The organism is Helicobacter apodemus, from assembly GCF_003097575.1.
GTDB lineage: Bacteria > Campylobacterota > Campylobacteria > Campylobacterales > Helicobacteraceae > Helicobacter_D > Helicobacter_D apodemus.
The window spans coordinates 2,001,615-2,020,142 of the sequence record NZ_CP021886.1 but is presented as its reverse complement, the minus strand read 5'-3'; the positions used below and the strand labels follow the sequence as shown (position 1 = coordinate 2,020,142).

Sequence of the window (18,528 nt, the reverse complement as noted above, 5' to 3'; positions counted from 1 at the left end):
TATCGTCCTTTGATCCGTATAAAGTTATTATACTTCAAGGCAGCTTAAGTTCCTTTTGAAAACTCTGAAATTTTGCCCAAATTTTTTGAGATTGTATTCATTTCTTCTTTAATTTCACATTTTTCACTCTCAATATTTGCTATTTTATCCTCAATAATCTCTTGAAGATGCGTATTAAATTGTGAATAGGTTTTTTTTAAAAGATTCATAGGACCAAAAAGCCTTGCCTGAAACTGCTCAAAACAAAAGGCTGTGTTTAAAATCTCACGAATATTCTCTAAAGTTGGCACAAAAAGTGCAAACTCCATAGGGTTTTCTTGAAATTTTTGCAAAGCATTTTTAATTTTTAAATCCAAAGTATTAAGCACCAAAGTAATACAATTATTATAATTAACGCCAATAAAATGACTAAGAAAAAATAACTCACTTTGCAAATAAGAAGTCGCTTTTAAATCATTGCTAAAAAAATCTACTAAAAGGGTTTCATAATGGTTTTGTGAAAATTCTTGTAAGTTCTTTAAGGCTTGATTATTTGGAGCATACTTATAAATCTCTTGCTTCTTAATCTCCTTATTTATCCATATTTGTATTTCTTTCTTAAGGGCATTAGAAAACCCTGAAATAAAACCCAAAATAACTCCATAGAAGTCTCGAATTTGCACACTTAAAGCCTTAAAATCCTTGACTAATTGGGTATCAATATTTTGCAAAGAAATTTGCAATTTTTCTATGGGCAATACAAAAGTTTCTTTAGTATGTTTATAGGTTTTTTGCGTAAAGATTCCTTTTTGTTTGACTTCATAAGAAAATTGTATTTTTTCTAAACTTGTATAAATTTTTTGCGCTAGAACATCTAAGAGTAAATCTAAATTCCCATAAATATCATTAAACCTCTTTTGCTCTTGTTCTTGGTGTTTGAGACACTTTAAAGAAACATTTTGATAATGATTGCTTAAAATCTTTTGTAGCCCCCCATAACAAAGATAAATTTTATGGTATTGCAAATGCAGCCTTATATGCATTTCTTTAAGCTTTTTTAAAACACGATATTCCTTTGTTACATTAGCTTGTGGTTTAATAACTTCATTAAAAAATTCAAAGATTAAAGGCATATTAGACTTCTCCATTAAGCTCTCATTCTCTCCTAAATGAGAGATTTCTATTTGGATTTCCTCTCTTTTTTTATAATAATAATCTTCAAAAATACCCAAAGATTCTTGAGTTTTTGGAGAGTTAGCAATATGATGAGAAATCTTTAAAAAAAAGCTCTCTAAAATTTTCTTTTGGGTATTTAATCTTGCCCTTAAAGCTTCTTTAGACGATACAGGAATGATTTTAGCAAACATTCCTTCAAAAGCATTTTGTGTATAAGCCAAGCTTATTTGTATCTCTTCTTCGTTTTTTAATCTATCTTTTTGGTTAAGCACACAAAGACTTTTTTGTGCATAACGTTGTATCATCTCCTTTAATAAGAGTTTTTCACTATTTTTTCCTGCGTTATCAATTAAAGTTATCCAAATAACTCCATCAACATTCTCTAGTATCCTCTGGGTTACTAAAGTATCTTCAATGTTTTGAGAATTAAACCCCGGAGTATCTAAAAAGTTCATACCCTTAAGGAACAAAAGGGGAGCATAAAGACAAAAATAATCAATATCTTCAGAATTTTGTCTATTTAGAGAGTGAAAAAATTCAACATCGTGTAAAAATCTCCTACCATCTTTATACAAAACTTCTAAAACATACTCCTCCCCATAGCAAATTTTACAGACTTTAGAAGTAATAGGCGTAACACCTGTTGGTAAAATACTTTGCCCTAAAAGTGCATTTAAAAAGGTGCTTTTACCACTTGAAAACTGCCCTATAACAGCAATCTGCAAAGGCTCTTTGGGTTGGTTTTGCAATTGTTGTATAAACTCTAAGGAACAATCATTAGGATTTAAATTTTTACAAATTTCAAAAATAAACTTTTGTAAAGGAGTTCTTTTAGTATTAGATTCTAAAATTTCTTGGCATTGTTTTATATAGGTTTCAAGCATAGGTTTTACCCCTTGTTGCATACATTTGTAAAGCTCTAAAAATCTCTAAAGATTCTTCTAAAAGCCCCTCAAAAGCATCAAAGCTTTTTTGCTTTAAAATCTTTTGTTCTTGCGTAACTGCATTCTCCCTTAAAGATTTATTCAAAATTTCATCTTTTGTGTTTATATCTTTACTCATTTCCTCAAAAATGCCCTTTAGAGTCTTATCAAAATCTAAAATGAGTTCATCTTGGAGACTATAGCTCTGCGTTAAAATCTCCTCAATAAAGCTTCCAAATCCTGATTTAAAGGCTAAATGCAACATCTCTAAAAGTAAGCTTGATTGATTTTTATTATATTGAAGAAGTTTAGGGATAATAGCATTTAAGATTTGCTTTTTTGTCTTTATAAGCATCGTTTCGTTCAAATGGAATTTTAGAAGTTGTCCTCCATCACTTACAATTTGCATTTTATTTTGAATTTGTAGAATCTTTTTAGTCAAACTTTGCTGGTATTGGCGTAAAATATCCACTAAAAAATCCTTTAATCCTTGGTTTAAAATATTCTCTAGCCTTGCATTATCTGGAACTTTATTTCTTTGATAATCATACATTATATCATCAAAGAGTCTTTGGATAAGGATATTCTGTGCTTCATCTAATTTTTGAGTAAGAAATACTTTTAAACTCTTTAAATATTCCTCTACTTGCTCTTTGCATTCTTCTAAATTTCGCTCCTTACACTTATAAGCTTCTAAAGCCTTTTGCCTTTGTGCTTTCGCCTCTAAAATAACTTTTTGTATTCTATCCTCTGTTGCAAAAAGCAAGTCTTTTTGCAAAAGCAAATACTCTTTATATTGTTTAATAATCTTTATAAGTCCTTGTGTAAGAGTATAAATAATATCCTTAGATTGAAAACTATCCTGTCCCAAAAGGGTTTTGTCAAGATAACCTTTAAAAGCTGCAAAATTAGATGTTTCTAAACTATATCCTAATTCCATAGCCTTCTTAGGATCTATTTGGCATAATAAAGCAGGATAGCTAGAGAGATAAATAAAATCTAGACGCTCCATAAATAAATCTAGCTCCTCTATAACCCCTAAAAGCTGCTTTTTAACACTCTCTTGCGTATATTGCAAAGCTGCTTGTAATTCTTTTTCCTCCAATAAATCAGCATGCGTTAAAACAACCAAAAGTCTAGAGATATTGGTAGTTTCTAAAGTTTGTAAAATAAAATCTATATCTAATTGGGTAGCACTTTGTGAGGCATTCATAGCGTGAATTAGCAAATCACATCTCTTAATATAGTTCTTAGTAATTTCCTCTCTTTGAATAATAGGATCATCAAGACCTGGAGTATCAACAATTTCTACATTATTCTTTAAAGTTTCTAAGGGGGTAAAAAGTGTAATAGTTTTTACTAAATTACACAATTTATCTGGGTGATTAGCAGAAGTAAAAACAGGTAACTCCTCTAAGGGAATCCGCATAATCTTTGAATCTTCTAATATATATTCTTGTAAGCTTTGTGTAAATTTAGGGAGTGCTTTTAATGCGCTTAAAATCTCTAAATCAAAAGTCTTTTGAAGAATCTCCCATTCTCTTTTATTCCAAAAAGTAACTTCTGCATAAGGGATTTGATGATATTTTAAAATTGTTAAACTTGCAGTCTCTGGAATAGTTGAACTCCCTAAGATTTCCTTACCCAATAAAGCATTTAAAAGCGTGCTTTTACCTGAACTTAAAACACCACTTACCCCAATAGAAAAATGTTTATTTTTTGCCCTTTGCAATAAAACTTCAAATTCTCTCTCCATAGTATTATCACTAGCCACTATCTTTTTTGCTTGGTTTTGTAATATTTCTAGACTTTCATCAAAGAAGTTTTGAAATTCCCTAGAAAAAGATTGGATTTTAGATTCTTTTGCATAACTTTTACGCCCCAAAATAGCTTGCAAAAAACCCTGCATTTTTAAAAAATGCTTATTTTCAACCAATCCCTTTTCATATAAAACATTTAATTTCGCCAAAATAGTTTCTACAAATTCTTTAGAAATACTCTCTTGTTGTAATTGCAAACATAATCCATATTGCACTTGCAAAATCAATTTATAACTTATGGTATCTCTTAAATATTGTCTATAAAATTGTAATAAAATAGGAATTTCCCAAAAAACTTGGAAATTCTTAGAATCTAAGCTTAGAATAATAGCCACCTTATCGCTACTACTTTCAAGATTAGAATCCATAATATGCAAATTCTTTAAAGGATAGACTTCTTTAAAAAACTCCTCTAACTCCTCCATAGCACCTCACTCTCAATAATATCACACTTTAAAACTAATAATTTTAAACCAAAACCATAATATAACAAAAATTCCTTTAGCACCACCCATTAAAACAAGAAATCTATTGCTACACAAAATATCAATAAAAATTTAAGAAACATTAACCATACACTCACTTAATAGTTAGTTTATGTTTTATATTCTATCCCCTCCTTTTGTTTTCAAATTGTGTCTAATTATTTCCTTAATAGCATTCCTATAACTTTTAGTATCAGCTTTATTGCAATAAGCAATATCAAAAGCCGTACCGTGATCAACGGAAGTGCGGATAAAGGGCAAATTTAATGTAAGATTAATACTATTTTTAAAGTAAAGCATTTTAAGCGGAATTAACCCTTGATCGTGATACATAGCCACATAATAACGCCAATGCTTACCAACAAATGCAGTATCTGGCACTAAAGGACCTATAAATCTTTCTTCGCCTATTACAACATTAGCTCTTTTAATAGCTTCCCTAATCACTTCTTCTTCATCTCCTAATACGCCAAAATCCCCCGCGTGAGGATTTAATCCTAAAACTCCACAAGGTGGCTTATGGATAAAAGGAGCTAACTGCAACAAAAATTTCAACAAAGATTCAAAAGTTATTTTTTCAAAAACCTCTCTTAAAGGAATATGATCACTAAATAAAGCCATATATAGCTTCTTGCACCCTAAAACCATAATCACTTCTTGTTTAAAAATATCCCTAAGGGCTTGTGTATGTCCTGCATAAGGAACATTAGCTAATTGCCAGGCTTTTTTATGGATAGGCAAAGTTGTAATAGCTTGTACTTTATGTTCTTTTACCAGCTCTAAAGCTTTTAAAAAACTTGCATAAGAATATTCTCCACTCTCTTTAGTAATGCAGGCAGGTTCAATGCAAGGTATAAAAGAACAAGGAGATACACAACATAAATCCTTAGGATCTTTTAATCCTAAAATTTTCGCAGCTTGTTTTAAAAGCTTCTCATCTACACAATAAATAGGCTGACAAATTTTTGAAATCTTTTTATGACTTTTTAGTAAAATCTCTAAACCAATTCCATTAATATCCCCAACACTAATGGCAATTTTCATTAATAACAGCTACCTCTTGTATTTAGAGAATATAAAACTTCAGGATTAGGAGATGGTATAAGAATCTTAAAATCTAATTTTTCATCAACATTTAGAGGATTTTCATAAACCTGTAAATGCTTATAAATTGGTTTAATTTCATATCTCAAAGCTTGTAGTTTTTTAATACCTTTGGGGACAAAATTCACCGAGATTACACAGCCTCTAAATTTAATTATCCCCTTATTAACAAGACTCCCTTCTACAAAATAAGAATCATCATAATACATCTTTTGGTTAAATTTAAGAGTAATTTCAACCTTTCTAATAACATTTGTCATTAAAACTTGATAAACAAGAGGGGATAGAAAGAATAAAATCAAACCTACTAGAAACACTACAAAGGCCACTATAAAATAAGAACGCAATGCAACAAATAATAAGAGCAAAAGCAAAAGCACTAAAAATCCACTAGTTAAAATCAAATAATCCGGCAAAGAAAAATATTCTGCAAAATCCATAAAAGAAGCAATGGTAGCCTTTAGTGAAACAATATCCATAAACTCAATTAACCCCTTGCCTGCTTCTCTTCAATCCCGCTTAGACCAAAACGTCTTATGAGTTCTTGTCTAATTAAATCAGGATTCACATCACAATAAGCAAGCCCCACCAAAGAATGATAAAGTAAATCTGCTGCCTCATAAATAATATCTTCTTTTTTTCTATCTTTTATAGAAAATCCAAGCTCCGCCGCTTCTTCAACAATTTTTTTAGCAATGGCATTTTCACCCTTCTGATAAAGAGAGGCAGTATAAGAAGTCTTAGGATTAGCATCTTTTCTTTCTAAGAGTATAGGATAGAGCCTATCAACTACCCCATAAATAAGATTGGTATTCAAGGCTTCATAAGAAGAACAAGACCCCTCTAAAGTCTTAAAAAAACAAGTTTTATGACCTGTATGGCAGGCTACACCTACTTGCTCTACCTCCAATAGCACACTATCTTTATCACAATCCAAAAAAATTTGATGAATTTTTTGTATATGTCCGCTTTGCTCCCCTTTTTTCCAAATCCTTTCTTTAGAGCGGGAGTAAAAATGTGTATATCCAGTGCTTAAACTAAGCTCCAATGCCTCTTTATTCATAAAAGCTAACATTAAGACTTCTTTAGTCGCATAATCTTGTATAATTGCTGGGATTAAGCCATTGAGTTTATCCCAAGCTATTTTTTCTAATTTTTTCACGCTTTATTGCCCTATAGAAGCTGCTCTTTGTGTATCTTTTGAATCTAACCAAATATTAGGAGCAACACCACCTGGTGTTAAAAAAATCTTTGCATCTTTATTGACTTGTAAAGCCTCATTAAACTTACCTTGCACTTCAATTTGTCGTAATTGCAAAAGAGGGCTATTTAAGCTTTGACTAATAAGCCTATTAGCTCTTGCTTGTGCATCAGCTTCTATAATAGTAGCATCCGCAACCCCTTTGGCTAAGGCAGCCTTTTTCTCTGCTTCTTGTTTAGCCCTTTCTACCTCATATCTTGCCCTCTCCGCTTCTTGTCTTGCTACTTGCACGCGTTCAATTTGCTCTTTAATGGCAATAGGAAGGACTATTTCTGTTAATTGGATAGAAACTAACTCTACAGGACGATTTTTCAAGCCTTCAATATTTTCTCTAAATTTTTGGTCAATAAGGGCAGCAATTTCATTGCGTTTAGTTGGTAATTCTTCAGCTGGAAAACTTCCTACAACATTACGAACTATCTCACGAATAACAGGAGTAATAATTCTCTCCTCCCAATTTTGTCCCCAAGTTGCTATCGTTTGAGGCACACTTAGAGGATCTAAGCGGTATTGCACGGCTAATTCCACAGAAACAGATAAACCCCGTGAATCTAAAACATTAATCGCTTGATTTTTTAAACTTCCCTCATCCCTACCTCTAAAAGTAGAAGCTTCAGCACTTATAAATTCCGCAATTCTAACCTTAGTATTTACAGGAATAATCCTCTGAATTCCGGGAATAAAAAAGTGAATCCCTGGCTGTAAAGGAGTAGGACTAAATTCCCCTGTAGTGATTTTTACCCCTACCTCACCACTATTAATAATCGTAAAAGGTTTTAGTAAGAATAATAATACAATCAAGATAATTAACACATAAACTACCATCATTTTCTTACCACTTGGCATATTAAAAGATGGGATTTTAGAGTAATTTTGAAAATTACGATTAGCCCCATTGCCTTCATTATTACTACTTCCTCCATTTTCTTGCTGGGATTTATAATTTTTATTTTTCTGTCTTAAGTGCTCATTTAAATCAATTGGCATAATAACCTCTCTTAATCAATATAAGTTAGCCAATGGCTATATTTTGAATTGCGTCCATAAACAATATCAAAAAAAGATTCTTGAAGGGTTTTTGTTATTTCCCCTCTCCCACCATTCCCGATAATACGACTATCTAATCGTGAAATGGGAGTAATCTCAGCAGCAGTTCCAGTAAAAAATGCCTCATCGGCAATATACACCTCATCACGAGTAATATTACGTTCAATTACCTTAAACCCTAAATCTCTTGCAAGAGTAATAACAGAATTTTGCGTAATAGACTCTAAAGAAGAATCGTGAGGCGGTGTAATAATTTCTCCATCTCTTACAATAAAAAAGCATTCTCCACTTCCTTCAGCTACCATTCCACAATCATCTAAAAGCAAAGCTTCTTGATACCCACATTCAATAGCTTCAAATTTTGCCATTTGTGAATTAAGATAGTTCCCTATAGCCTTTGCTTTACCAAAATGGGATCTAGCAGAGTTTCTTGTATAAGAAGAGGTTTTAATAGCTATACCTTTCTCTAATCCCTCATCACCCAAATAAGCACCCCATTCCCAAGCAGCAATAGCGACTTTAACAGGGGCTTGTTTATGATAAACACCCATTACACCATAGCCTAAATAAATCAAAGGTCTAATATAGGCATTACTCGTAAAATGATTATCCCTTAAAAGCTCAATTTGGGCTTGCTCTAGCACTTCTTGCGTAAAAGGGGTTTGGATTGCGACAATTTTTGCAGAATTTAAAAGCCTTTTAGTATGCTCTTTAAGACGAAAAATTGCCATTCCCCTATCAGTTTTATAAGCTCTAGTCCCTTCAAACACGCCATTACCATAATGCAAGGTATGCGTTAAGATATGCACTTTAGCTTCAAACCAAGGAACAAGCTCTCCATCCATCCAGATTGATTTTGCTTCCTTCATTAATGATTCTCCATTCTGTAAGAAATACAAGAGAGTATAACAGATACTGCCTTAAAACTTCATTTTTACAAATTGCTTTTAAAAGTAAATTCTTGTGGGGGTAAATCCTCAAACTCATACCCCAAAAGAGCAATTTTATGGGAATGTAACATTATACGTTTAAAAGGCTTCCCTCCATAAAAAGTATCCCCAAGAATAGGATACTTTTTATGGGCTAAATGCACTCTTATTTGATGTGTCCTACCGGTTGTTATTTGAATACTAACCTTTGTTTTCTTTCCTTCAATTTCTAAAGGGGTAATTTTACTATAAGCCCTCAATCCATCTTTTGCAACTACCACTTTAGCAAACTTTCCCTTTTGTGCCATCAAAGGGAGTTCAATCTCACATTCCTCTTTAAAAATTCCCTCTACAATAGCGATATATTCTTTAAAAACTCGCTCTTGCTTAAAAGCTTCTTTTGCTTTCAAAGCAAAACTAGAATCTTTTTTAACTAATAACAAAACTCCACTTGTCTCCCTATCAAGACGATGTAATAAATCCCACGCGGGATATTTTCTTGCAATCTCCTCTGAAGTTAGAAATGGGGGCTTAGAAAGTGCGAGGATATTTGTATCTTCAAAGAGTATGTGAGAATGGGGAATCTTTTGAATTTGGAATTTTACTTGCGGATTAAGCAAAGAGCGGGCAATCTTTAATCGCTTCCCTTGAATACTCACTAAACCTCTATCAATAAGCTCTTTAGCCTCATTATTAGAAATCCCCTCTTGTAGAGCTAAGAGCTTATAAGCTTTTTGTGCATTTACTACAATTTTAGGAGAAATTTGGTGAGTTTTCTTATGCCTTTTCACTAACACCTCGCAAAGCTTGAATAATCCTAGAAATTTTTATTTTTTTAATAATGCAAGAGGGATATAAGCAATCTACATATAAAAGCACATTTTCTAGTTGGGAAATATCGCATAAAACATAATTTTGGATACCATCAAATAAAGCTCTTTGGTGAAAGATATAAGGACCACTAATAAGTTTTACTCCAAAAAAAGCTGGTTCTATAGGATTATGCCCCCCAATACCCTTCAAAAAACTTCCCCCTAGAATTACTAACTCCGCTAAAGCATAAAGATTATTTAAAACACCCATTTTATCTATTAAAACAAAAGGGAAATGCAAGGACTTTTCTATTCCCACTTTAGAGCTTACAACTAAATTAGGAAGATTATGGGATTTTAAAAGTGCATCTAAGGCTTTCTGAATACCCCCAATCCTCTCTAAATGTCGCGGGACAAAGAGGATTCTAGGACAACTTTCAAGGTCTTTAGGCAAAACCTTTAAGAGAGATTTTAAAATTAAAACTTCCTCTAATGTAGAATCTTTTTGGTGTGTGCTTGCAATAACCCATATTTTTTGATTTGGAATTGGGTATTCTTGGGTAACTTGTGGATTAACACAAAGCTTTAAATTACCATATACTTCAACATCTTTAGCCCCTAATGCTTCAAAGTTTCTTTTATCCCCTCTCTTTTGGCAAAAAATTTTATCGATATAGCAAAAAAATCTCTTATAAAAAAACTTCCCTTTTTGGTATTTTTCAAAAGAAGAAATACGTGCATTAATCAAAAAAGTTTTTGCACCCTTTTTTTTAGCGTAAAAAACAGGCATAAGCCATAACTCTGCTTCAAAAAGCACAAAAGCTTTAAGAGAAAGATTCTGTATCCAAAAAGGAATAAAACTCTCAAAAGGTAAATAACAGACAATACACTTAGGATAATTCTCTTGTGCTAAAGTAAATCCGGTTTGTGTTATAGTAGTTAATAAGATTTTTTCATTATCTTTTAAAGCCTTTTCTAAAGCCTCCACAACAGGCTCTAATGCCTTTATCTCACCAAAAGAACAAGCGTGAATCCAATAAATATCAGCACCCTCTTCTAAAAACTCTGGAATAAAAAAACGTCTCTTAAGGGATTCTTCATATTTAGATTTAAAAGAGAGTAAAAAAAGAATAGGTAAAGCACACAAATGCACTAAAGACACTAAAACATAATAACAAAAAACAAAAAGATACATTAAATTTTAAGCGGTCTCTTCTTGGTTATAAAGAATTCTTCCACAATGAGGGCAAGTAATAATATCATCAGAGCGAATAACATCAGAATAAACTTTATCATTAATACGCATAAAACAACCACCACAAGCTTGTCTAGAAATAGAAACAACACTCGTATTTTTTGCCCATTTTCTAATCTTTTCATAAAAAGAAATGATTTTTTGATCCATCTTGATAACAAGTTTTTCTTTCTGGGAGAAAACTTCCTTTTGCTCTGCTTTTACTTTCTCCACCTCTCCTTGCACCTTAGTTTCAATAGCTTGTTGCTCTTTTTTATTGTTTTCAATCTTTTCTTTTAAAACATTAATGGCATCTTTTTTGCTCTCTAAAAGCGTATTTAACCGAGCGATCTCCTCATTAGCAAAGGTAATTTGCTCTTTGGCTAATTCTTCTTCTAAATTTAATGCCTTATGTTCTTTTTCTGTTTTAATAAGCTTTGTTTTTTTAGCAATTTCTTCTAATTTAGTGGAAAGTTCGTGTAAATGATTTTCATTTTTTCCAATAGCAAGGGAAATATCTTTAGCCACTCCTTGTAAAGATTCAATTTCACTATTGATTTGTTCTTCTTGTTCTAAAAGAATATCTAATTCTTTCTTAGCTTCTTGGATTCTTGGTTCAAAAGAATCAATTTCTTTATCAAGATTAGCAATCTTTATTAATTGATTTAAATGTTTATTCATAACAACTCCAAAATTAAATTTTAGACAAAATTAAAGGGATTTTTTGAATGGGTTATTATAGCTTCATAGCCTTTTTTTGTCAAAATCGGAAATAAAATCTCACCAAAATAAGATTCTAATTCATAATGCCCACAATCTATTAAATGTATGCCTCTCTCTAGGGCTTCCATTGCATCGTGATATTTAATATCCCCTGTAATGAAACAATCTACTCCCTTTAAAGAGCGGATAAAACTAGCCCCACTTCCTGTTACTAAAGCAACTTTTTTGCAATTCTTATTATAAGATTGTGTAACCTTTAAATGCTTAATTCCCATTCTACTTTTAAGCCTTTGGCATAATGCAAAAAAATCTCTCTCCCAGTCAAAAAACACAATAAAATCCTCTTGAATATATTCTTTAATCCCTAATATATTCCCAACAACATATTTCCCAAAATGCGTTTTATCAAAGTTAGTATGTATAGCAAGAAGTTGTATATTTTTCTTTAAGGCTAATTTTATTAAAGAAGCAGGATAGGAATCCTCAATTAATTGCTTAAGAGGAGAAAAAATCAAAGGATGATGCGTAATAAGCAAAGAATCTTCCTCTAAAGATTCTAAAACTTTTCTATCTACTTCTAAGGCTAAATAAGTCTTATTAAATCCTTGCTCAAATCCTCCTAGAATTAAACCCGAATTATCCCAACTCTCTTGATAGCTAAAAGGCGTGATACTCTCTAAAAATTCGAAGATTTCTTGGGTTTTAAACCTTAATTTTTTTTGCATTTTCTAAACGCTCCATTCTTGCCTGTTCTTGCTCTTTATAAAGCATTGCACAAGCTTTTGATAAATCCCTAATCTTTAAAATATAATTTTGACGCTCTGTAGCAGAAATAGCCCTTCTAGCATCAAGAATATTAAATAAATGGCTAGCAAACATAGCACAATCATAAGCAGGTAAAGGTAATTTAGCCTCCAAAGCCCTTTTCCCCTCCTCTTGCATTTTGGTAAAAAACTCAAAAAGCATTGCAGTATTGGCTACTTCAAAATGGTATTTAGAAAACTCATATTCCCCCTGTAAATGCACATCTGCATAAGTATAAGATTCATTCCAAGCAATTTCAAAAACATTTTTTACACCTTGTAAATACATAGCAAGTCGCTCACTCCCATAAGTAATTTCTACAGCCACTGGCTCACAAGGAATCCCTCCTACTTGCTGAAAATAAGTAAATTGCGTAACCTCCATTCCATCAAGCCAAACTTCCCAACCTAATCCCCATGCTCCTAAAGTTGGGGATTCCCAATTATCCTCTACAAAGCGAATATCGTGATTTTTTAAATCCAATCCCAAAGATTCTAAACTCCTTAAATAAAGCTCTTGAATATTTGAAGGATTAGGCTTTATTAATACTTGAAATTGGTAATAACTCCCTAAACGATTAGGGTTTTCTCCATATCTCCCATCTGTTGGTCTCCTAGAGGGTGCAACATAAGCCACGCTCCAAGGCTTAGAATCCAAACTCCTTAATAAAGTTGCAGGATGAAAAGTCCCTGCTCCTGCTGGAATATCATAAGGCTGCAAGATTAAACAACCCTGCTCTTTCCAAAACTGCTGCAATTGTAATAAAATATCTGAAAAGTAGATCATTCCTTACTTCCTTAGCCATTGTAAAATATTTTGCTTCACTTCTTCTTTAGTAATGCTTTGTGTATGCACTATCTCTTTCTTAAAGAGATCTAAAATATTAGGCGATATTGTAAGGGAATATTTACTCGCAATTGCTTCTAAGGATTCTTTATCTCCCAAATCTCCCATTCCTAAAGCTTGAGACAAAGTCTTAGCAAACTTTGTCCATTCTGCAGTAGAACAAAGTATGCAAATGGCTTCATTATCATTTTTTATAATTTCCTCATAAGCTTTTATTCCACAAGCGGTATGGGGATCTAGTATAAAACCTGCATTAGCATATTCTCTTATTTTTTCTAAACAATACAAATCTTCACAATAAGTTGCTTGAAAATAAGTCTGTAATAACTTTAGTTCCTCTTGGTTTAGGGCATATTTTTTATACTTTTGTAAATCCTCCATAAGCTCTCTAGTCCGATTTTTTCCAAAGAGAAAGAAAAGAATGCGCTCTACATTAGAACTTGTTAAAATATCCATAGCGGGGGAATAAGTTTTTTGTAAAACCCGATAAGAAATATCATAAACTCCACTCTCTATAAAATCTGTTAGAATATTATTTGCATTAGAGGCAATCCAAATTTTCTTGATGGGGAATCCCATATTTTTCGCATAAAAAGCCCCTAAAGCATTACCAAAATTCCCACTTGGGATAATAATATGTGCTTGTCTTTTATACAAAGAAAAACTTTGCAAACTAGCATAGATATGATAAAGAATCTGAAAAGCAATGCGTCCAAAATTAACAGAATTTGCAGCACTTAAGGCTAAATTATTTTGAGTTAAACTTTGAAGAAATTGTTCATCTTTTAAAAGATTTTTAAGAATATTTTGTGTGTCATCAAAGTCCCCTTTTATGCCTATCACTTTAATATTCTTTGCCGCTATAGTTGTCATTTGAAGTGCTTGAATCTCACTAGTTCCACCTTCTGGATAAAGACAAACTACTTTGATTTTATCTTTATTAGCAAAACTCTCTAAAGTTGCTGGTCCTGTATCTCCGCTTGTAGCGACTAAAATAAGGTATTCCTTAGAAGAATCTTTCAAAAAAGCACTAAAAATCTCCCCAAAGGGTTGTAATGCCATATCTTTAAAAGCCCTTGTTGGACCACAATAGAGCTTTTGAATACTTAAGTTCTTATTAATCTTAGAGAGCGGAGCGGGAGTATTTTTATCATCAAACTTCTTATAAAGTGCTAAGGCATTAGCTAAAAGGCTTTGTGGTATATCTAATCCTAAAGACTGAAAGATTTTTTGGGCTAATTCCTCATAATCCATTTTTATAAAAGATTGTATCTCATCCTCTGAAAACTTCGGTAAATCTGCTAAAGTCCAAAGCCCACCATAGGGAGCATTAGGATTTAACACGCAACCTTTAAAATTAACAGAACAATCTCCTCCTCTAGTCCCAACAAATTTTTGTAACTGCACACAAAATCCTTTTCTTCAAGAAAATGGAATATTCTATCTTACATTCCCATAAATTACCCTAAAATGGCCATAGGGATTCTACAAGTTGTGTTCCCCAGCCTTTTTGAGTGCTCTTTTTAAGTTCTCCTTGCGTATCATACATAATTTTTGCATCGGCAATAAATTGGGATTGAATAGTATTATTTCTAGCAATATCGGTAGGACGCACAACTCCGCTTAAACGGATTATCTGTTTCTCTCCATTAATAAGCACTTCCCTGCTTCCTTCAATAAAATAATTCCCATTTTGCATAACTTTAATAATCCTTGCAGCAATGGTAGTAGTAAAGCTTTCTTGACGATTTTGGGTGCCTGTTCCGCTAAAAGTTGAAGTATTATTCCCAAGGTTTATCCCAAAACCTGTAGCGTTATTAATACTATTAACAAGACTTCCTATGCTAGAGCTTGCACCATTATAGCTTAAACTAGGTGCGTTTAATGTTCCATTAGAGGTTTCATTAAGGTTTTTATTAGCACTTGAACTTGCTTGAGCGGTTTGGTTAATTACCACCGTTACTAAATCATTAAGCTGCATAGCTCTCCTATCAGAAAATAAAGCATTCTCTCCATTGCCAAAAATGCTTCCGGGATTCCCAAAATTATCCTCTTCTTCCCTTGGGGGTAGCTCTTCAACATACGCAGGAGGTTTAAAAGAAATTTGTGGCTCTACTTTTGCACAACCACTTAAAATAGCCATATAAGCTACCCCAAAAAATAACAAGCCTTTTATAATTTCCTTTTTAAATCGCATAACATATCCTTATGGTAGCTCTCACAATAAGCCCAAATTTCAAAAATATTTTAAAGCAAAGCATATTCCATAATTTTTAATATCCCCTAAAAATATTAAAAACTATTTATACTTAATTTTAAAGATTTTATAGATACAATCTCAAAACCATATAATTTAAGAGTATTCAATAATGAAAATGAAAGATTTCTCAAAGCTTAACAAAGCTTTCACAATAAATCGTGTAGATATTCAAAATTTTGGGATTCTCACACTTTTTATTCTTATTATTATTGGAATGGTAATTTATTATAGTGATAATATTTCTAATCCTTTACTTTTGGGTTTTACCGCCATTGTTGGAGGATATATGGCTTTAAACATTGGGGCTAATGATGTAGCCAACAATGTAGGACCTGCTGTAGGTTCAAAATCCCTCACAATGGCAGGTGCTATCACTATTGCTGTAATTTGTGAAATCTCTGGAGCATTAATTGCTGGAGGAGAAGTTGTCAATACCATAAGAACTAATATTATCTCACTTAAAAGTATCGGGGATACAAAAACTTTCATTACCCTAATGTTAGCAGCACTCATTTCAGGTGCTTTATGGCTACATTTTGCTACAACCATTGGTGCGCCAGTTTCTACAACACATTCTATTGTGGGGGGAGTTTTAGGTGCTGGAATTGTTGCTGGCGGTTTTAGTGTAGTCAATTGGGGGGAATTAAGCAAAATTATTCTAAGTTGGGTAGTCTCCCCTCTTGCAGGAGGAATCATTGCGGCTATCTTATTATTTTTTATGAAAAGCACTATTACCTATAAACAAAATAAGAAAATAGCCGCTCAAAAAATAGTTCCCTATCTCATTGCTTTTATGGTTTGGGCTTTTAGTCTCTATCTTATTAATAAAGGACTTAAAAAAGTTATTACCCTTGATTCATTAACAACTTTAACCATAAGCTTTAGTTTAGCTATTATTACTTTCTTTGTCGTTAGCCCCATAATACGCAATACTTTAGAAAAAATGGAAAACAAAAAAGAAGAAATTAGCAAACTCTTCACCATTCCTTTAATCTTTGCAGCAGCACTTTTAAGTTTCGCACACGGAGCTAATGATGTCGCAAATGCTATTGGACCTTTAGCGGCTATCAATGATGCTTTAAGGATAAATTTAGAAACGCAAGGTAGTATCAAAACGCCTTTTTGGATTATGCTCTTAGGAGGGCTTGGAATCTCTATTGGTTTAGCACTTTTTGGACCAAAGCTTATAAAAGCTGTTGGTAATGAAATTACCGATTTAGACCAAATGCGTGCTTTTTGTATCGCAATGAGTGCTGCTTTAACCGTGCTTATTGCATCAGAAGTTGGAATGCCTGTTAGCTCTACACATATCGCCATCGGAGCTATTTTTGGAGTAGGATTTTTAAGAGAATACCTTAAAAAACGTTATAAAAAGATGGAATTAAAAATCCTAGCCTCTTATAAAGATAAAGATATAGAAAAAATCAAAGAATTTTTAGAAAAATTCAAGCAATCCTCTGTTAAGCGAAAAGCTTCTATTCTAAAAAACATTGACAAGAAAAAAGCTAAACAAAATACACAACTACCAGAATTTAAGAAAAAAGAATTAAAACAGCTTAAAAAGGCTTATGAAGAAGAACTCGTGAAGCGTTCTGCTATTAACAAAATTGTTTCTGCTTGGCTTATTACCGTTCCTGTCTCTGCTGTTATTGGAGGAATACTTTATTTTCTTTTTGATGTATTAGGATTTTAATATGCAAAAACCTCTTTATTTAATTGGTGATGTTCATGGATGCTTTGATACCCTCACAGCCCTTATCGAACAATTGCCCAAAAAATGGGAATCACAGATTATCTTTACAGGAGATTTAATTGATAGGGGCGATAAATCCTGTGAAGTCATTGATTTGCTTATTCAACATAATTTCAAAGCCATACTAGGCAATCACGAAGAATTAATGCTAGAGTATTATCACGCCATCCCTCCAAAGGGATATGGTAAGAATTGGATTAACAATGGTGGCTATGAGACTATGGAAAGCTACCAAAGAAATGGAGGATTTAAGAAAATCCACGAACATTTAGAATGGATTTTAGAGCTTCCTAGATTCCTTGAAATACCAACCCTTGATGAAAAAGGGCAAACACTCTTTATCACTCACGGATTTGGATTACCCTATTATAGAGATAGGGATAAAAAGGCAGAGATTATAACTTGGAATCGTATGAAAATGCACGATTTAGAAAAAGAAAGCAATAAAAAATATGGGGTTTTTAATGTTTTTGGACACGATGTGCAAATCACACCTATGATTACAAACAACTTTGCTGCTATTGATACAGGTTGCGTTTATCATCAACGTTACACAACAGCTTCTCTTACAGCACTAGAGTGGCCTTCTAAAAAAATTTTTCAACAAAATTATTGTGGATAATTCTCACGCCATACATTCAATGCCGCAAAACTTTGACTTGTTGGCATTAGCTCTAAGGTATTGATATTAATATGTTTAGGTAAAGTAGTAACCCAATAGATGGCTTCAGCAATATCCTCTGGTTTTAGGGCATTAGAATCTTTATAAAGTGATTCCACCTTTTGCATATCTCCTTTAAACCGCACCAAAGAAAACTCGCTATCACTTGCAAGACCTGGCTCTATATCCGTTACCCTCACACAAGTTCCCGCTAAATCCGCTCGAAGATTAAGCACAAACTGCCTAACAAAAGCTTTACTCGCACCATATACATTACCACCTGGATAAGGGTATGTCCCAGCAATAGAACCTAAAGTAATAATATGCCCACTTCTCCTTTTAACCATTTGTGGCAAAATTAAATGCGTAATAGAAGTTAAAGCCTTAATATTAACTTCAATCATTTGCACCCAATCTGCAAAATCGCATTTATCTGCACTCTCTAATCCCAAAGCAAGCCCTGCATTATTAACTAATATATCAATATTTTGATAATCTTTAGGCAAAGAAGAGAGATGATACTCTAAACCCTCCCTATCACAAATATCGCAAGGAATTATAAAGCACTCCTTAATCTCTTTTTGTAAAGATTCTAATCGTTCTTTGCGTCTTGCTAAAGCAATAATTCTATGACCCTCTTGTGCAAATCTTTTCGCAATTGCCCTTCCAAACCCAGCTGATGCCCCTGTTATAAAAACTACCATTTATATT

Annotated in this window: 17 protein-coding genes; 2 read left to right on the top strand and 15 right to left on the bottom strand. The window is 32.8% G+C overall.

The genetic code is table 11. The features are described 5' to 3' along the window. Positions 1 to 44: 44 nt before the first annotated feature. The 14 genes from CDV25_RS09840 to flgH form a co-directional block, all read right to left on the bottom strand. Positions 45 to 2,039, bottom strand: a complete 1,995-nt coding sequence (locus CDV25_RS09840; RefSeq protein WP_108911776.1) for a dynamin family protein — start codon at positions 2,037 to 2,039, stop codon at positions 45 to 47. Then, positions 2,032 to 4,323: a dynamin family protein gene (locus CDV25_RS09835; protein ID WP_108911775.1), complete on the bottom strand. Its 2,292-nt coding sequence runs from the start codon at positions 4,321 to 4,323 to the stop codon at positions 2,032 to 2,034. Before CDV25_RS09835 ends, CDV25_RS09840 begins: the two co-directional genes overlap by 8 nt. Before the next feature lie 177 nt (positions 4,324 to 4,500). After that, on the bottom strand, positions 4,501 to 5,427 hold the full coding sequence (gene pdxA, locus CDV25_RS09830) for a 4-hydroxythreonine-4-phosphate dehydrogenase (protein ID WP_108911774.1): 927 nt from the start codon (positions 5,425 to 5,427) through the stop codon (positions 4,501 to 4,503). Then, on the bottom strand, positions 5,427 to 5,966 hold the full coding sequence (locus CDV25_RS09825; RefSeq protein WP_108911773.1) for a DUF2393 family protein: 540 nt from the start codon (positions 5,964 to 5,966) through the stop codon (positions 5,427 to 5,429). Before CDV25_RS09825 ends, pdxA begins: the two co-directional genes overlap by 1 nt. A gap of 8 nt (positions 5,967 to 5,974) precedes the next feature. After that, positions 5,975 to 6,649, bottom strand: coding sequence for a bifunctional phosphoribosyl-AMP cyclohydrolase/phosphoribosyl-ATP diphosphatase HisIE (gene hisIE, locus CDV25_RS09820; RefSeq protein WP_108911772.1), 675 nt, complete (start codon positions 6,647 to 6,649; stop codon positions 5,975 to 5,977). Positions 6,650 to 6,652: 3 nt separating this feature from the next. Further along, complete coding sequence (locus CDV25_RS09815) at positions 6,653 to 7,735, bottom strand: prohibitin family protein (RefSeq protein WP_108911771.1); 1,083 nt, start codon at positions 7,733 to 7,735, stop codon at positions 6,653 to 6,655. Between the two features lie 11 nt (positions 7,736 to 7,746). Continuing rightward, positions 7,747 to 8,664, bottom strand: a complete 918-nt coding sequence (locus tag CDV25_RS09810; RefSeq protein WP_034553087.1) for a branched-chain amino acid transaminase — start codon at positions 8,662 to 8,664, stop codon at positions 7,747 to 7,749. 65 nt (positions 8,665 to 8,729) lie between these two features. Next, positions 8,730 to 9,476 carry an RluA family pseudouridine synthase gene (locus tag CDV25_RS09805; protein WP_204161889.1) on the bottom strand — a complete coding sequence of 249 codons (747 nt, stop codon included), beginning with the start codon at positions 9,474 to 9,476 and terminating at the stop codon, positions 8,730 to 8,732. A gap of 25 nt (positions 9,477 to 9,501) precedes the next feature. After that, a complete protein-coding gene (gene waaA / locus CDV25_RS09800; RefSeq protein WP_108911769.1) occupies positions 9,502 to 10,731 on the bottom strand; it encodes a lipid IV(A) 3-deoxy-D-manno-octulosonic acid transferase in 1,230 nt (409 codons plus the stop codon). 6 nt (positions 10,732 to 10,737) lie between these two features. Beyond that, positions 10,738 to 11,451 carry a zinc ribbon domain-containing protein gene (locus CDV25_RS09795; protein WP_108911768.1) on the bottom strand — a complete coding sequence of 238 codons (714 nt, stop codon included), beginning with the start codon at positions 11,449 to 11,451 and terminating at the stop codon, positions 10,738 to 10,740. Between the two features lie 20 nt (positions 11,452 to 11,471). After that, positions 11,472 to 12,218 carry a Nif3-like dinuclear metal center hexameric protein gene (locus tag CDV25_RS09790; RefSeq protein ID WP_108911767.1) on the bottom strand — a complete coding sequence of 249 codons (747 nt, stop codon included), beginning with the start codon at positions 12,216 to 12,218 and terminating at the stop codon, positions 11,472 to 11,474. Further along, positions 12,196 to 13,083: a glycine--tRNA ligase subunit alpha gene (glyQ, locus tag CDV25_RS09785; protein WP_108911766.1), complete on the bottom strand. Its 888-nt coding sequence runs from the start codon at positions 13,081 to 13,083 to the stop codon at positions 12,196 to 12,198. The genes CDV25_RS09790 and glyQ overlap by 23 nt, the downstream gene beginning before the upstream one ends. Before the next feature lie 3 nt (positions 13,084 to 13,086). After that, positions 13,087 to 14,550 (bottom strand): threonine synthase, encoded by a 1,464-nt coding sequence (gene thrC / locus CDV25_RS09780; protein WP_108911765.1) that lies wholly within the window; start codon positions 14,548 to 14,550, stop codon positions 13,087 to 13,089. A 58-nt stretch (positions 14,551 to 14,608) separates the two neighbouring features. Continuing rightward, a complete protein-coding gene (gene flgH / locus CDV25_RS09775; protein ID WP_414458053.1) occupies positions 14,609 to 15,319 on the bottom strand; it encodes a flagellar basal body L-ring protein FlgH in 711 nt (236 codons plus the stop codon). A 193-nt stretch (positions 15,320 to 15,512) separates the two neighbouring features. Between flgH and CDV25_RS09770 the strand changes: the two genes are divergently transcribed. Continuing rightward, positions 15,513 to 17,096, top strand: coding sequence for an inorganic phosphate transporter (locus tag CDV25_RS09770; protein WP_108911764.1), 1,584 nt, complete (start codon positions 15,513 to 15,515; stop codon positions 17,094 to 17,096). Position 17,097: 1 nt separating this feature from the next. Then, complete coding sequence (locus CDV25_RS09765) at positions 17,098 to 17,778, top strand: metallophosphoesterase (protein ID WP_034552461.1); 681 nt, start codon at positions 17,098 to 17,100, stop codon at positions 17,776 to 17,778. Here CDV25_RS09765 and CDV25_RS09760 read toward each other — a convergent pair. Further along, positions 17,766 to 18,521, bottom strand: coding sequence for an SDR family NAD(P)-dependent oxidoreductase (locus CDV25_RS09760; protein WP_108911763.1), 756 nt, complete (start codon positions 18,519 to 18,521; stop codon positions 17,766 to 17,768). The genes CDV25_RS09765 and CDV25_RS09760 overlap by 13 nt on opposite strands. Between the last annotated feature and the right edge of the window lie 7 nt (positions 18,522 to 18,528).

Excerpts from the sequence above, each read along its gene's own strand:
- CDV25_RS09835 (WP_108911775.1), bottom strand. The coding sequence starts at position 4,323 with ATGGAGGAGTTAGAGGAGTTTTTTAAAGAAGTCTATCCTTTAAAGAAT.
- pdxA (WP_108911774.1), bottom strand. The coding sequence starts at position 5,427 with ATGAAAATTGCCATTAGTGTTGGGGATATTAATGGAATTGGTTTAGAG.
- CDV25_RS09770 (WP_108911764.1), top strand. The coding sequence starts at position 15,513 with ATGAAAATGAAAGATTTCTCAAAGCTTAACAAAGCTTTCACAATAAAT.
- waaA (WP_108911769.1), bottom strand. The coding sequence starts at position 10,731 with ATGTATCTTTTTGTTTTTTGTTATTATGTTTTAGTGTCTTTAGTGCAT.
- CDV25_RS09840 (WP_108911776.1), bottom strand. The coding sequence starts at position 2,039 with ATGCTTGAAACCTATATAAAACAATGCCAAGAAATTTTAGAATCTAAT.
- CDV25_RS09815 (WP_108911771.1), bottom strand. The coding sequence starts at position 7,735 with ATGCCAATTGATTTAAATGAGCACTTAAGACAGAAAAATAAAAATTAT.
- CDV25_RS09810 (WP_034553087.1), bottom strand. The coding sequence starts at position 8,664 with ATGAAGGAAGCAAAATCAATCTGGATGGATGGAGAGCTTGTTCCTTGG.
- glyQ (WP_108911766.1), bottom strand. The coding sequence starts at position 13,083 with ATGATCTACTTTTCAGATATTTTATTACAATTGCAGCAGTTTTGGAAA.
- CDV25_RS09795 (WP_108911768.1), bottom strand. The coding sequence starts at position 11,451 with ATGAATAAACATTTAAATCAATTAATAAAGATTGCTAATCTTGATAAA.
- CDV25_RS09760 (WP_108911763.1), bottom strand. The coding sequence starts at position 18,521 with ATGGTAGTTTTTATAACAGGGGCATCAGCTGGGTTTGGAAGGGCAATT.
- CDV25_RS09825 (WP_108911773.1), bottom strand. The coding sequence starts at position 5,966 with ATGGATATTGTTTCACTAAAGGCTACCATTGCTTCTTTTATGGATTTT.
- CDV25_RS09790 (WP_108911767.1), bottom strand. The coding sequence starts at position 12,218 with ATGCAAAAAAAATTAAGGTTTAAAACCCAAGAAATCTTCGAATTTTTA.
- CDV25_RS09765 (WP_034552461.1), top strand. The coding sequence starts at position 17,098 with ATGCAAAAACCTCTTTATTTAATTGGTGATGTTCATGGATGCTTTGAT.